Source organism: Glycomyces dulcitolivorans, assembly GCF_003265355.1.
GTDB lineage: Bacteria > Actinomycetota > Actinomycetes > Mycobacteriales > Micromonosporaceae > Glycomyces > Glycomyces dulcitolivorans.
Genome location: NZ_QFRW01000262.1, coordinates 1 through 13,861 on the forward strand (window position 1 = coordinate 1; position 13,861 = coordinate 13,861).

At 72.1% G+C, this 13,861-nt stretch carries 11 protein-coding genes and 1 pseudogene; 1 reads left to right on the forward strand and 11 read right to left on the reverse strand.

Going from position 1 to position 13,861, the window contains the following annotated elements; genetic code table 11:
• From DI269_RS17355 to aspT (DI269_RS17405), 11 genes and pseudogenes are all read right to left on the reverse strand, one after another.
• Positions 1-825, reverse strand: a pseudogene (locus DI269_RS17355) (hypothetical protein); the annotation flags it as partial.
• Positions 822-1,808, reverse strand: coding sequence for a 3-oxoacyl-ACP synthase III family protein (locus tag DI269_RS17360; RefSeq protein ID WP_112138121.1), 987 nt, complete (start codon positions 1,806-1,808; stop codon positions 822-824). The gene DI269_RS17360 and the pseudogene DI269_RS17355, both read right to left, overlap by 4 nt.
• Positions 1,809-1,810: 2 nt before the next feature.
• On the reverse strand, positions 1,811-2,803 hold the full coding sequence (locus DI269_RS28690) for a beta-ketoacyl synthase N-terminal-like domain-containing protein (protein WP_198667514.1): 993 nt from the start codon (positions 2,801-2,803) through the stop codon (positions 1,811-1,813).
• A 2-nt stretch (positions 2,804-2,805) separates the two neighbouring features.
• Positions 2,806-4,002, reverse strand: coding sequence for a beta-ketoacyl-[acyl-carrier-protein] synthase family protein (locus tag DI269_RS17370; RefSeq protein ID WP_112138123.1), 1,197 nt, complete (start codon positions 4,000-4,002; stop codon positions 2,806-2,808).
• Complete coding sequence (locus DI269_RS17375; RefSeq protein WP_112138124.1) at positions 3,999-4,232, reverse strand: acyl carrier protein; 234 nt, start codon at positions 4,230-4,232, stop codon at positions 3,999-4,001. Before DI269_RS17375 ends, DI269_RS17370 begins: the two co-directional genes overlap by 4 nt.
• Before the next feature lie 16 nt (positions 4,233-4,248).
• Positions 4,249-5,058 (reverse strand): SDR family NAD(P)-dependent oxidoreductase, encoded by an 810-nt coding sequence (locus DI269_RS17380; RefSeq protein WP_112138125.1) that lies wholly within the window; start codon positions 5,056-5,058, stop codon positions 4,249-4,251.
• Positions 5,055-5,747, reverse strand: a complete 693-nt coding sequence (locus tag DI269_RS17385) for an AfsA-related hotdog domain-containing protein (protein ID WP_112138126.1) — start codon at positions 5,745-5,747, stop codon at positions 5,055-5,057. Before DI269_RS17385 ends, DI269_RS17380 begins: the two co-directional genes overlap by 4 nt.
• Positions 5,748-5,843: 96 nt before the next feature.
• Positions 5,844-6,596, reverse strand: coding sequence for an IclR family transcriptional regulator (locus tag DI269_RS17390; protein ID WP_112138127.1), 753 nt, complete (start codon positions 6,594-6,596; stop codon positions 5,844-5,846).
• 139 nt (positions 6,597-6,735) lie between these two features.
• Positions 6,736-8,421, reverse strand: a complete 1,686-nt coding sequence (aspT, locus tag DI269_RS17395; RefSeq protein WP_112138130.1) for an aspartate-alanine antiporter — start codon at positions 8,419-8,421, stop codon at positions 6,736-6,738.
• A 9-nt stretch (positions 8,422-8,430) separates the two neighbouring features.
• Positions 8,431-10,050 (reverse strand): bifunctional aspartate transaminase/aspartate 4-decarboxylase, encoded by a 1,620-nt coding sequence (locus DI269_RS17400; protein ID WP_112138133.1) that lies wholly within the window; start codon positions 10,048-10,050, stop codon positions 8,431-8,433.
• A gap of 19 nt (positions 10,051-10,069) precedes the next feature.
• Complete coding sequence (gene aspT / locus DI269_RS17405) at positions 10,070-11,767, reverse strand: aspartate-alanine antiporter (protein WP_112138135.1); 1,698 nt, start codon at positions 11,765-11,767, stop codon at positions 10,070-10,072.
• 235 nt (positions 11,768-12,002) lie between these two features.
• Here aspT (DI269_RS17405) and DI269_RS17410 point away from each other — a divergent pair, with 235 nt between their 5' ends.
• Positions 12,003-13,817 (forward strand): ABC transporter substrate-binding protein, encoded by a 1,815-nt coding sequence (locus tag DI269_RS17410; protein WP_198667515.1) that lies wholly within the window; start codon positions 12,003-12,005, stop codon positions 13,815-13,817.
• Positions 13,818-13,861: the final 44 nt, after the last annotated feature.

Here is a 13,861-nt window from a genome sequence, read left to right on the forward strand (position 1 = left end):
GACGGCCGCGGCCGCGCGGGCGAACGCGGCGTTGGCGGCGACGATGGCGAGCCAGGTCGCGGCGCCGGGGGCCATGGAGCGGCGCAGGCGCGCGTCGGGGTCCCCGAGCGGGTCGGTGAGGCGGCCGTCGGCGTCGAGGGTCGCGCCGTCGGAGAGCCAGGCCTCGAACGGGAGGCGGGTGCCGTCGAAGGCGACCGCGGCGTAGTCGGAGGGGAAGGCGGTGGATTCGGGGACGGGGGCGATCCGCATGCCGCCGGGGACGCCGTGCGGGCCGCCGAAGGGGACGCGGAAGGTGAAGACGTGGTCGGCGCCCGCGGTGACGAGGCGGGCGTAGACGAGGGCGGTCTTGGGGACGTGCGGGAGCGCGGCGGCGGCGGGGAACTTGGCGGCGGCCGCGTCGGGGGTGCGGAGGGTGAAGGTGCGGGTCCCGGGGTCGTAGTGGGCCTCGGTTCGGATGGCGCCGTGGCTGTTCGAGCGTCCGGCCTCGGTCATGAAGAGGACGCCGACGGTGCCTTCGGTCGCGGCGAGGGCGGCGTCCGGGTCGGGGCTGAAGGTGGCGATCCCGTTGAGGCACAGGCAGTAGTGCAGGAGCACGGCGTGGCCCAGGGCGGGGTCGCGGGTGGCGGCCCAGCCCATGAGGTCGGCGAGGCGGGCGGGGTCGGCGAGGAGCGCGGCGGGCGGCTCGGCCGCGGCGACGCGGCGCAGAAGCCGGTAGGTGCGCTCGTGGGTCTCGGCGGGGGTGAGGCCGGGCGGGCGGGCGAAGTCGGGGGCGGAGAAGAGCGCGCGGAGGTCGGTCGGGACGACGTCGTCGAGGTCGTGGTTCACGGTGCTTCCGTTCCGGTCGCGGGCCAGCGCAGGAGGACCGAGCCCCAGGTGAGGCCCGCGCCGATGGCCATGAGGAGGACGTGCCGCCCGGGCCGGAGCCGCCCGTCGGCGGCGGCCGCGGTGAGGGCGGTGGGGATGGAGCCGGCGCCGATGTTGCCGAGGCGTTCGCCGATGACGACGACTCGGCTCGGGTCGATGCCGTGGTCGGCGGCGAACATGCGCAGCGTCCGGGGGTTGGGCTGGTGGGGCACGAGGAGGTCGATGTCGGCGAGGTCGAGGCGGTGCTCGGCGAGGGTCCGGGCGAGCATGGCGCCGAAGATCTCGGCGAAGGCTTCGCGGATCGCTTTGGCGTCCATGCGGATGCGGTGGTCGCCGGGCGCTTCGGGGCGGCGGCTGCCTCCGGCGGGGATGAGGACGGCGTCGGCGCGGGAGCCGTCGGCTCCCAAGTGGAGGGACAGGATGCCGGTGCCGTCGGGGACGGGTCCGAGGACGCTGGCTCCGGCGCCGTCGCCGAAGATCGCGGCGGTGGCGCGGTCGGCGGGGTCGATGAAGCGGGTGTAGACCTCGACGCCGACGACGAGGGCGCGGCCGCCGCGGGCGGCGAGCCAGTCGCGGGCGACGCCGAGGCCGAAGAGGTATCCGGCGCAGGCGGCGCCGACGTCGAGGGGGACGGCGCGGCGGGCGCCCAGGAGCGCCTGGACGCGGCAGGCGGTGCTGGGGCCGAGCTCGTCGGGGGTGGAGGTGCCGACGACGAGGAGGTCGATGTCGTCGGCGTCGAGTCCGGCCTGCTTGAGGGCGTGCTCGGCGGCGCGGGCGGCGAGGTCGGAGGCGGCCTGCTCGGGGGCGGCGCGGCGGCGCTCGGTGATGCCGGTGGCGTCGAGGATCCACTGCGGGTCGATGCCGAGGGGCGCGGCGACCTCGGCGTTGCCGACGACCCGGTCGGGGGCGTAGGCGCCGGAGGCGATGATGCCGATGGCGGGCACGGTCAGGCCGTTCCGATGACGCAGCAGGCGAGGCCGGTGCGGTCGATCGCGGTGAGCGCGAACGCGGTGCCGGGCGCGGCGGTCTCCAGGGCGGCGAGGAGCGCGAAGCCGAGGGTGGCGGCGGAGGTGTCGCCGGTGCGCGCGTAGAGGTCGACGGGTTCGGGGAGGCGGCCGAGGACGGCGTGGATGGCCTTGGTCTCGGCGCCGCCGTGGCCGTCGGCGGAAGCGGTGGGGACGACGAGCTCGGGGGTGCCGCCCGAGGCGACGGCGCGGCGCAGGGCCCCTTCGAGGGCGGTCGCGGGGTCGGTGGAGAGCTGGGTGGCGACGGCGGCGATGCGCGGGCCGGGGGCGTCGGCGGCGGTGAGTCGGAGCATGACGCAGCCTTCGCCGACCGGGTGCGGTTCGGCGCCCGCGGGGCGGGCGGCGTGTTCGAGCCAGGCCCGCTCGGGGGTGGCTTCTTCGGTGGCGCCGCAGAGGATCTGGTCGACGCGTCCGGAGGCGAGGAGGCGGCGGGAGTAGCGCAGGGCCTGGGCCATGGCGGCGCGGCCGCCGCGGATGGCGGTGTTGGGGCCGGTGACGCGGTGGCGGATGGCGCACTGCCCGGGCGCGTAGTTCATGACGGCGACGGGGAAGGCGCCCGGGTCGACCTGGTACGGCTTGGGTTTGATGAGCGAGTCGGCGCCGAAGCGCAGGATCGTCTTGAGGCTGCCCGCGGTGGTGGCGATGACGAGGCCGGTGCGGGCGCGGTCGGCGTCGGGGACACGGTCGCTCCCAGAGGCTCCGTCGAGGAGCTTTCCGGCGGCGGAGACGGCGAAGGCGGTGGCGCGGTCCATCGAGCGGATGCCCTTGGGGCCCACTTCGGTCGCGGTGTCGAAGCCGGGGACGGTGATCAGGCCGGCGGGCGGGAGGGCCGCGGCGTGGTCGACGGGGGCGGCCGGTCCGTCGGTGATGCGGCCGGGGTAGGGCGACCAGGCGGCGCTGGCGGCGATGCGCATGGTCAGGGCCGTCCGATCAGGATGACGGCGTTGGTGCCGCCGAAGCCGAAGCCGTGGTTCTCGACGACGCGGAGGTCGGCGGGGCGGCTCTCGTTCGGGACGCAGTCGACGTCGCATTCGGGGTCGGTGCGGCGGTGGTTGACGGTGGGCGGCAGGCGCTGCGCGTCGAGGGCGGCGAGGGAGGCGATGGCGCCCAGGGCGGAGGAGGCGCCCATGGCGTGGCCGAGCATCGACTTGGCGGCGGTGAACGGCGGGATCGCGTCGCCGAAGACCTGGCGGACGGCGCCCGCCTCGTTGACGTCGTTGGCGGGGGTGCCGGTGCCGTGGGCGCTGACGGCGTCCACAGCGGACGGTTGGAGTCCGGCGTCGCTGTGGGCGAGGCGGATGCATTCGGCGACCGCGTCGCGGCTGGGGGCGACGGGGTGGTGGGCGTCGCAGTTGACGGCCGCGCCGAGGAGTTCGCCGAGGACCCGCGCGCCGCGGGCCGTTGCGTGCTCGTACTCCTCCAGGACGATGATCCCGGCGCCTTCGCCGGTGACCGTGCCGTCGCGGTCGGCGTCGAAGGGGCGGCAGGCCTCGGAGGCGAGGGTGCCGACGCGGTGGAAGCCGGTGAACATGCGGCGGCCGAAGGCCTCGGCGCCACCGCACAGGACGAGGTCGGCGTCCCCGAGGCGGATCGCGTCGAGGCCGTGGGCGATGGCGTGGTTCCCGGCGGCGCAGGCCGCGGCGATGTCGACGGTCTCGGCGGTCTCCAGGCCGAGCTCGGCGGCGATACTCGTCGAGCAGGCGGCGGTGTAGCGGGCGACGGTGGTCGGTTCGAACGCGGCCGGTCCGCCTGCGGCGAGCTGGGCGGCGAGGCGGTCCTCCTCGACCGCGTCGCAGTCGCTGATCCCGATCGCGATGAGCACGCTCTCGTGTTGCAGCGCTTCGGGTTCGAGTCCGGCGTCGGCGAGGGCGAGGCGGGCCGCGGCGACGGCGAAGGCGGCGGAGCGGCCGAGCTCGCCGGGGCGGTCGGTCCACTGTGCGGGGACGAAGTCGGGGACCTCGCAGCCGTGGCGGATGCGGTACCCGGCGGTGTCGAAGGCGCCGATGCCGCGCTGCCCGCTGCGCCCGGCCAGGAGCGCCTCGGTGAAGGCGGCCCGGCCGGTGCCGATGGCGCTGACCGGACCGGCGCCGGTGATGACGGCGCGGCGGCTCACGCGGCGGCCTCGGCGGCGAGGAGGTCGCGGATCTCGGCGAACGTCCCGGGCGGGGCCTCGGTCTCCAGGCCCAGCTCGTCTTCGAGGGCGGCGCCGATCTCGGCGAGCTGGAGCGAGTCGGCGTCGAGGTCGGCGCGGAAGTCGGCGTGGTCATTGATCTCTGCGGGTTCGACTTCGAGGATCTTGGCGACGACGGCGCGGGCTTTGGCGATCTGGTCGGTGCAGGTCATGATGCGTCCGTTCGGGTCAGGCCGCGGCGCGGCCGAGCGGGAGGAGGTCGCGGGCGACCTTGGAGAGCTGGGCGGTCAGGCCGCCGTCGAGGACGAGGACCGCGCCGGTGGCCATGCGGGCGCCGTCGCCGCACAGGAACACCGCGGCGTCGGCGACGTCCTCGGGGACGCCCCAGCGGCTCTGCGGGACCTCGTCCTGGAGGCCCAGGCGGATCTGGTCGTGGGCGGTGAACCCGCTGGTGAGCTTGGTGTCGATCCAGCCGGGGGCGAGGGCGTTCACGCGCACGCCGGCCTCGGCCCACTCCACGGCGAGGCCCTTGGTGAGGGAGATGATCGCGGCCTTGCAGGCGGCGTAGTAGGCGAGGCGGGGCGCGCCGCCGAGCCCGGCGATCGAGACGACGTTGAGGACGGCGCCGGAGCCCTGGGCGGTCAGGTGGGCGCCGACGCGTTGCAGCAGGCGCACGGTGGCGTCGAGGTTGAGGGCCCGGGTGTACTCCCAGTCCTTGGCGGTGAGGTCGAGGAACGGGCCGGACCAGGCGAAGCCGCCGGCGTTGTTCACCGCGATGTCGAGGCCGCCGAGGGCGTCGACGGACGCGGCGACGGCCTCGTCGATCTGGTCGGGATCGGTGACGTCGCAGGTGATCGCGACGCCGTGGCGGCCGCGCTCCTTGACCTCGGCGGCGACCGCGTCGAGGGCGGGGCCGCCGCGGGAGAGGACGGCGACGTCGGCTCCCGCTTCGGCGAGGCCGAGCGCGATCGCGCGGCCGATGCCGCGCGAGGCGCCGGTGACGAGGGCGCGGCGGCCCTCCAGTGGCAGGTGGCTCATCGTTGCTCCAGCAGGTCGGTTCGGGTCGCGCGCGCGGCGTCGCGGGCGCGGGCGGTCTCGATCGAGTCGAAGTGGGCGCGTTCGAACACGCGCGCCTGGAACCGCATCTCCGCCACCGTCTGCCCCGATTGGACGATCACGGCGGTGAGGTCGGCGGCCAGGACGTCGTGGTGGGGCCAGTCGGCCCGGTCGGCACGGAGCTCGACCGCCGCCGGGAGCGGGAACAGGAACGAGGAGAAGCGGATCGCGAGGTCCTTGGTGGTGAACGCGTAGTCGCCCCGGGAGGGCAGCAGGTAGCGCTCGGTCGCGGCCATGGCCATCTGGAGGCAGGCTTCGAGCTCGACCATGCCCGGGACGTGGGCGGTGCCGTTGTCGCGGTCGGCGAGGACCGCGTTGGCGGGGTGCAGGACCAGGTCGGCGCGCCAGTGGTGCCATTCGGTCTGAACGAGGTCGGCGATGAGGACGTTGCGGGGGTCGGTCTTGTAGAGCCCGGCGTCGGCGAGGCGGTGCCGGACCGCGCCGAGCGCGGCCCGGTCGGCCTCGGTGAGCCCCTGCCCGGGGACGAGGTCGGCGCCGGCCAGGGTCCCGTCGCGGAGCCCGGCGAGGGCCGCGTCGGCGGTGAGACCGCCGACCTGCTGGGCGAAGCGGGCGAACGGGCGCCCGACCACCGGGACCGGTTGCGTCGACATGCAGGGAGCGTATGGAGAACCGTTGCCGTGCGGTGCCGTCCGATCCGTTCGTTCCGTCCCCTGGAATGCGCTTGTTCCGGTCTGCGGAACGCGGCCTCACCCCAGGCGCTGGACGGCGTCGGAGGCGGCCTTGGCGATGGCGCGCAGGTCGGCGACGTGCGCGGCGGGCTGGAAGCCGTGCACGGGCCCGGCCAGGCCAAGGGCCGCGACGGCGGTGCCGCGGGCGCCGGTGACCGGCGCGGCCAGGCCCCAGAAGCCGAGGACGTGCTCCTCCCGGTCGACCGCGACGCCGCGCAGGCGGGCCTCCACCAGGTCCTGGTCGAGCGCGCGCCTGGTGCCGATGCTGTTGCGGGTCAAGCGGACCAGGTCGGCCTCGCGCAGGTAGCGGTCGGCCGCCGCAGCGTCGAAGGCCAGCAGCGCCTTGCCCGTGGCGGTGCAGTGCAGCGGGACCGCGGCCGAGGTGCGCAGGATCGCGTCGGTGAACCGGTGCGGATACAGCACGTCCAGGAAGCGGGCGGTGTCGCCGCGCGCGGTCGCGAGGGTGACCACGTGCCCGGTCAGCCCGTACAGCTCCAGGAGATGGGGTTTGAGGACCTTGCGGAGGCGGTGCTCGCGGGAAGGCGCCGTGTCGCGCCACTCGGGCCCGGCGAGCGCGTACCGCCGGGCGGACCGGTGCACGACGCCGCCGGCCTCCAGGTCGGCGAGGAGCCGGTGGACGGTGGTCTTGGGGAGCCGGGTGCGGCGCGCCAGGTGCGTGACGCCCACCGGTTCGCGGTGGGCGGCGAGTTCGTGGAGCAGGAGGATCAGCTTGGCCGCGACACCGCGCGGCGCCGGATCGGAACCGGTCAAGGCGGGACCTCACGGATTCGGAAAACGGACATCGTGGTCGATGACCCGTCAAGTGTTCCGTGCCGTCCCGCCTTGGAGCGCTTCACTGCCCATGATCCGACAGTTCCCCCGAACGTATTCACCCGTTCGGAACAACCGATTAACCGATCGCGTGCGCCATGGCCACCACGATCGGTCCCAGCAGCGGCAGGACGACGTTGGAGAACGCGTAGACGATCGTGTAGGCCATGAGCGGCGTGGCGTTGCCGGCGGCGCCCTGCACGGCGGTGACGCCGGGTGTCGAGCACTGCTGGCCGGTCACGGCGCCGAGTGTCAGCGGCGCCGGGAGCTTCATGAGCTTCCAGGCCACGAACAGCGAGATGAACGCCGGGATGGCGGTCATCGCGATGCCCGCGATCGGCAGGCCGATGCCGAACTGCTCCACCAGCTTCACCGCCTGCGGGCCCGACGAGAGGCCCACCGCGCAGATGAAGGTGGCGAGGCCGAGCGTCTTGATGACGTCGGCGGCGCCGGAGTCGTACTGGCCGAAGGTGGGCCGCTTGGAGCGGATCCACCCGAACAGCAGGCCCGCGAGCAGGCAGCCGCCGCCGGTGCCGAGCGTCAGCGGGATCGTCCCGACCGTCCACACCAGCATGCCGATGAGGAAGCCGAGGACCACGCCGACCGCGATGAACACCATGTCGAAGGTGACCTTCGGGTCGATGCGGAAGCCGATCATGGGGATCACGCGCTGCATGTCCCGCGAGGCGCCCGACAGGCGCAGCGTGTCGCCGCGCTGGATCATCGTCTTGGGCTGCACGGGCAGCTCGTGGTCGCCTCGGGTGATCCGCTGGAGGAAGATGCCCTGGCGCTCGTCCTCGAACTGGCGCCTGATGTCGGCGAGCGTCGACGCCTTATAGCCCTTGCGGGTCACCACGACGTCGGCAAGGTCGAGGTTCATCCCCATGGACTCGTCGAGGTCGACCTCGGTCCCGATGCGCCCGGACGCGCCGACGACGGCTTCGCGGCGGCCGACCAGGAGGATCCTGTCCCCCTGGGCGAGCGTGAGCGCCGGGTCGAGTTTGACCTTGGCGCCCTCGCGGAAGACCTCCTCGACGGTGGCCTCGCCGAGGTCGGCCTGGAGTTCGGCGACGGTCTTCCCGGCGGCCGTGGTGACGAGGTACTCGCGGCCGACGACGGCCGGGGCCGCGGGTGCGGCGGTGGCGTCGTCGGTCGCGCCGCCGAGCTTCGCCCACAGCTTCGCGGCCTCCTCGCGGAGGTTCACGCGCATGATGAGCGGGAAGAACTGGCTCGACAGGAGCACGATCGTGATCAGGCCGCAGATGTAGGAGATCGAGTACGCGGTGCCGACGTTCGCCTGGAGCGTCGCGATCTCGTCGGCCGACAGGTCGAGGCGCCCGATCGCGTCGGTCGCGGTGCCGACCGCCGCGGACTCGGTGGCGCCGCCCGCGAGGAGACCCGCGGCCGTGCCGACGTCGAGGTTCATGATGAGGACGGCCGCGGCGGTGATCGCCAGGACCGACACGACCTCGATGCCGGTGAACGTGGCGTAGCGCAGGCTCGCGCGGTTGAGGCTCGCGAAGAACGTCGGGCCCGAGATGTAGCCGAGCGTGAAGATGAACAGCGCGAACGCGATCGACTTGACCTGGTCGTTCAGTTCGATGTCGGCGTACATGCCGAGGAAGATCGCCACGATGAGCGTGCCCGCGACGCCGCCGAGCGAGATCTTCCAGATCCGCACCTTGCCGACCGCGAACCCGAGCGCCAGGCACACGAACAGCGCGATCTCGGGCGTCGACTCCAGTGTCGACTTGATCCAGTCCATGCCCGGCCCCTAGCGCCTGGAGGCCTGGAAGGCCTCGTGGTACTCGTCGCCGATGCGGCGCAGGGCCGCGCCGATCCGCTTGTAGGCGTCCATGCGGAGGTTCGCGAGGCTCACGCGCACCGACCACTCGGGGCCGTCGAAGCCGCCGCCGTTGAGCAGGACCACCGACTCCTCCTGGGCGAGGCGGAAGATCGGGTCCACCGGCTCGTAGTTCGTCTGCATCCAGTCGGCGAACTCCGGGCCCCAGTTGCGCTGGGCCCAGGAGAGCAGGTCGAGCTCGACGTAGTAGTTCGCGGCCTCCGGGTCGTCCGGGTAGGGCACGTCCAGGCCCTCGACGAGCTGCTTCAGGCGGCGGGCGATGACGGCCCGGCAGTCCCGCTTGTAGGCGCCCTCGGCGTCGGTGAGGCAGTGGAGCGAGAACAGGACCATCTGGACCTGCTGCGGGGTCGAGAGCCCGGCGGTGTGGTTGAGCGCGACGTCGCGCGAGTCGGCGACGATGCGGTCGATGAACTTGAGCTTCTCGGGTTCGAGCGTGATCGAGGCGTACCGCTCGCGCAGGGTCGCCGTCCGGGTCTCTTCGAGGGCGGCGATGCGCTGGTCGAAGACGTTGTCGCGGGCGATGGCGATGACGCCGAGGCGCCACCCGGTGCAGCCGAAGTACTTCGAGAACGAGTACACGCCGATCGTGTTGGCCGCCTGGCTCGACATGAGGGAGGTGAAGCCCTCGGTGAACGTGCCGTACACGTCGTCGGTGATGATCGTCAGGCCCGGGTTGTGGTTGGCGACGATGTCCCTGATGCGCTCCAGCGTGGCCTCGGCGAGCTTCACCGAAGGCGGGTTCGACGGGTTGACCAGGAACAGGGCCTTGACCGACGGGTCCTTGAGCTTGTCGATCTCCGAGTCGGGGTACTGCCAGGTGTGGATGCCGGTCTCGCCGGTGGTCGAGGCCTCCAGCGGGACGATGTCGAACGCGTACCGGTCGAGCTTGGGGATCTCCAGGTAGGGCGTGAAGATCGGGACCATGAGCGCGATCCGGTCCCCGCGGTGCAGCAGGCCGTTGACCTGCGCGGAGTCGAACAGGTAGCACATGGCGGCCGTGCCGCCCTCGACCGCGTACAGGTCCCAGCCGCCCTTCGGCGCCCCGCCCATCTCGGCGTCGAGGTAGGCGTGGACGACCTGTTCGGCGTGGGCGAGCATCCGGTCGGGGACCGGGTAGTGGTCGCCGATGATCGCGTCGGCGAGCTCGCCGACCCACGCGTCGGCGTCGAAGCCGAGGACGTCGGTCCCGTGGGCGACATAGGACGCCAGCGCGGAGGCGCCCGGCGCGGTGGCGTTGGCCTTGAGGTAGTCGTCGAGGCGCTGGGCGATGCCCTCGCTCTGGGGCATGCCGCCGAAGGACTCGAACTCGTCCCAGTCGCGGCGGGTCTCGGTGAGCGCGAACTGGCCGAGGAGGAAGAAGGCCTCCCGCGGTGCGGTGGCGGTCCAGTTGGGGTTGCCGCGGCCGGCGTTGACCATGGCGAGGGCGTTGGCCTTCTCGTTCTCGCCGGCCAGTTCGATGAGCCGGTTCTTGAGCTCGAAGGGGCTGAGGCCTTCGAGGCGGCGTTCTTCGTCGCGGTTCACCGTGGTCATGGTCGATTTCCCTTTCAGGTCAGGCGAGGACGGCCACGATGACCGCGCCCCAGATCGTCAGCAGGACGTTGCCGATGGCGTAGGGGATCGTGTAGCCGAGGACGGGGACCTGGCTCTTGGCGGTGTCGGTGATGGCGCCGATGGAGGCGGTGGTGGTGTTGGCGCCCGCGGTGATGCCGAGGTTGATCGGGACGGGGGTCTTGAACAGCCACTTGGCGAGGTACATGGTCACGAGCATCGGGAAGAGGGTGACGACGAGTCCGGCGAAGACGAGGCTGAGGCCCTCGGACTTGACGCCGTCGACGAAGTTCGGGCCGGCCATGATGCCGACGATGCCGACGAACATGCACAGGCCGCCGGTGGAGAGCATCCAGTTGGCGGCGGGCGGGAACTGGCCGAAGGTGGGCGACTTGGCGCGGAGCCAGCCGAAGACGAGGCCCATGATGAGGGCGCCGCCGGAGGTGGTGAGGCCGATGTCGGCGCCGGCGACGGCGATGGTGGGGACGCCGATGAGGGCGCCGAGGACGATGCCGATGCCGACGTAGCTCATGTCGGTGGCGTCGGAGGCGCGGTTGGGGTAGCCGAGGTCGCCGGCGGCGGCCTCGACCTCTTCGGTGCCGCCTTGGACGGTGATCTCGTCGCCGGCGTGGATGACGGTGTCGTCGCTCCAGGGGATCTCCTGGCCGCCGCGGACGACCTTGGTGACGAACAGGCGCGGGGCGTGCTCGGCGAACGCGGGGCCGATCTTCTGGCCCGCGAGCTTCTTGCTGGTGATGACGATGGCGAGGGTCTCGACGCGGTAGTCGAGGAGCTCCTCGTCGTCGACCTCTTCGCCCCACTGGTCGACGCCGAGGGCGACGAGGTCGGGGCGGCGGGCGGCGAGGGTGACGACGTCGCCGGTCTCGATGACGGTGGCGGAGGTGGTCTTCTGGACGGTGGTGCCGCGGCGGAGGTCGTGGAACATGATGCGGTGGCCGAGGTCGAGGGCGCGCTGTTCGAGGTCGCCGACGGTGCGGCCGACCACGGAGCCGCCGGTGACGCGGTAGGAGCGGCGGACGACGGAGTAGTAGGCGGGGCCGATGCCGGGTTCCTTGGCGACCCCGAGCTGCTTCTCCATCTCGTGGGCGTCGGCGGCGAGGCTCTTGGAGCCGAGCATGCGGGGGGCGAGGGTGGAGAGGAAGAACGCGGCGGCGGCGGTGCCGAAGAGGTAGCAGACGGCGTAGCCGACGGCGACCTGGGACTCCATCTCCTTGATCTCGTCGGCGCTGAGGCCGGGGAGGGCGGCGATGGCGGAGTCGGCGACGCCGATGACGGCGGACTGGGTGAGGCCGCCGGCGAGGAGGCCGGCGCCCCAGCCGGGGCCGTAGCCGAGGGCCTTGGCGAGGACGATGACGACGCCGAGGCCGACGAGGCAGTTGACGACGGCGAGGAGGACCTGCTTGAGCCCGTCGCCTTTGAGTCCGGCGAAGAACTGGGGGCCGACGTTGTAGCCGAGGGCGAAGAGGAAGGCGACGAAGGCGACGGTCTTGACGAGGTCGGGGATGTCGATGCCGGTGAAGACGATGCCGACGAGGACGCCGGCGAGGAGGGTGCCGGTGACGGGGCCGAGGGCGATGCCCTTGATCTTGAGCTTGCCGACGAAGAAGCCGAGGCCGAGCGCGAGGAAGATCGCGATCTCGGGGTGCGCGACGAGCGAGTCCTCAAGCCAGTTCCACACCGTGACCCCCCAGTTACCTATGGCGACGACGTGAATCTACTGGAAACGCGGGTCCGTCTCAGCGGGTTCCGGAGTTCGTAGGGGCCCCATGTTGCGGCAATGAAAACTTTCTTCACATCGTTGACAAGTCAAGAAGAGTTCCGTCATGCTGTCCGATACCCTGAGGTCCCGCGGCGAGTTGCACGCCCGCGGAGACGCCCAGGCGCCCGGAACCGAATGCGAGGACCTGCACCCCATGAATCCCCATGCCCTGACGCGGCGGCTCCTCTCCGCCGCGGCCGTACTCCTGTTGTCGGCAGGCACGCTGGCGGTCGCCGCGCCCGGCGCGGCGGCCCAAGAGGAGGAGACGGACTCCCTGCTCATCGCCACGAGCCAGGAGGTCGACACGTTCAACCCGTTCAAGCGGCGGTTCGTGATCACCTACAACACCAGCATGATGACGTACGAGACGCTCGTGCGCATGGGCACCGACTACGAGCCGGTGCCGGGTCTGGCGACCGAGTGGGAGGAGTCCGAGGACGGTCTCACCTGGACGTTCACGATCCGCGAGGGAGCGAAGTGGTCCGACGGCGAGCCGCTGACGGCCCAGGACGTCGCCTACACGTACGGCCTGCTCATCGAGAACCAGGCCATCCACGACTGGAACATCGACTTCGCCGGGAACCTGGTGAGCGCCGAGGCCCCGGACGACACCACGTTCGTGCTCACGCTCGCCCAGCCGTCCCCGTGGGACGTGCTCACCCGCGAGGTGTTCATCGTCCCCGAGCACGTCTGGTCGCAGTTCCCGGACCCGTCGGCCGACGACGCGAACCAGCTGCCGCTGGTCGGCTCCGGCCCGTTCCAGGTGACCGAGTACGAGACCGACGAGTTCATCCGCCTCGAAGCCAATGAGGACTACTGGGACGGCGCGCCCGGGTTCGACGAGGTCGTCTTCGACTACTACGCCGAGAACGACGCGGCCGTGGCCGCGCTCGAAGCCAAAGAGGTCGACATCGTCTCGGGCCTCAACCCGGCCCAGCTCGGCGCCCTCGAAGGCCAGGACGGCATCACCGTCAACAACGCCCAGGGCCGCCGGTACGTCTCGCTGACGATCAACTACAACTCGGTGACGCAGGACGGCACCGAGTTCGGCGACGGGCACCCCGCGCTCAAGGACCCGATCGTCCGGCGCGCCATGCACATGGCGATCGACAAGCAGGCCCTGGTGGACACCGTCCTCGACGGCAACGGCCAGCCCGCGACCTCGATCATCCCCGAGATCTTCGAGCAGTACCACTGGGACGGCGGGGACGACCTGCTGGCCTTCGACATCGACGCGGCCAACGCCCTCCTCGACGACGCCGGGTACGTGCGCGGCGACGACGGCATCCGCACCATGCCGGGCACCGGCGAGCGCCTGAGCTTCCGGTTCTACCAGCACGCCGACAACACCGACTACGCCACCGTCGTCCAGTTCGTGTCCGAGTGGTGGGCCGAGCTGGGCCTGGAGATCAAGCCCGAGGCCATCGAGCAGGGCTCCCTGAACGACCTGGCCTACCTGGGCGAGTTCGACATCGCGTTCTCCGGCTGGGGCGTCGGGCCGAACCCGACCGAGCAGCTGGGCATGCACACCTGCGCGGTGCTCCCGACCCTCACCGACGGCACGGAGCGCTCCAGCGAGAACAACTACTGCAACCCCGAGTTCGACGCGCTCCACGAGCAGCAGAAGGTCGAGTCCGACCCCGACGCCCGCGCCGAGCTCGTCCGGCAGCAGCAGGCCCTCATGTACGAGGACACCCCGGTCATCTACCTGTACTACCAGAACGTCCTGGAGGCGTACAACAGCGACAAGATCACCGGCCTGGTCCTCCAGCCCAGCGAGGGCGGCATGATCACCGGCCAGCAGGGCTACGCGTGGGCCTACGCCTCGGCGCAGCCGGTCGGGGCCGAAGAGGACGAGGGCACCCCGGCCTGGATCTGGATCACCGTCGCGGCCGCCGCGGTCGTCGTCATCGCCGGCGGCGTCGTGTTCGCGCTGCGGCGCAGGAAGACGGCGGACGAGCGCGAATGACCGCCGACAGTCCGACTCCCGCGGACGGGGCGGCGTCGACCGAC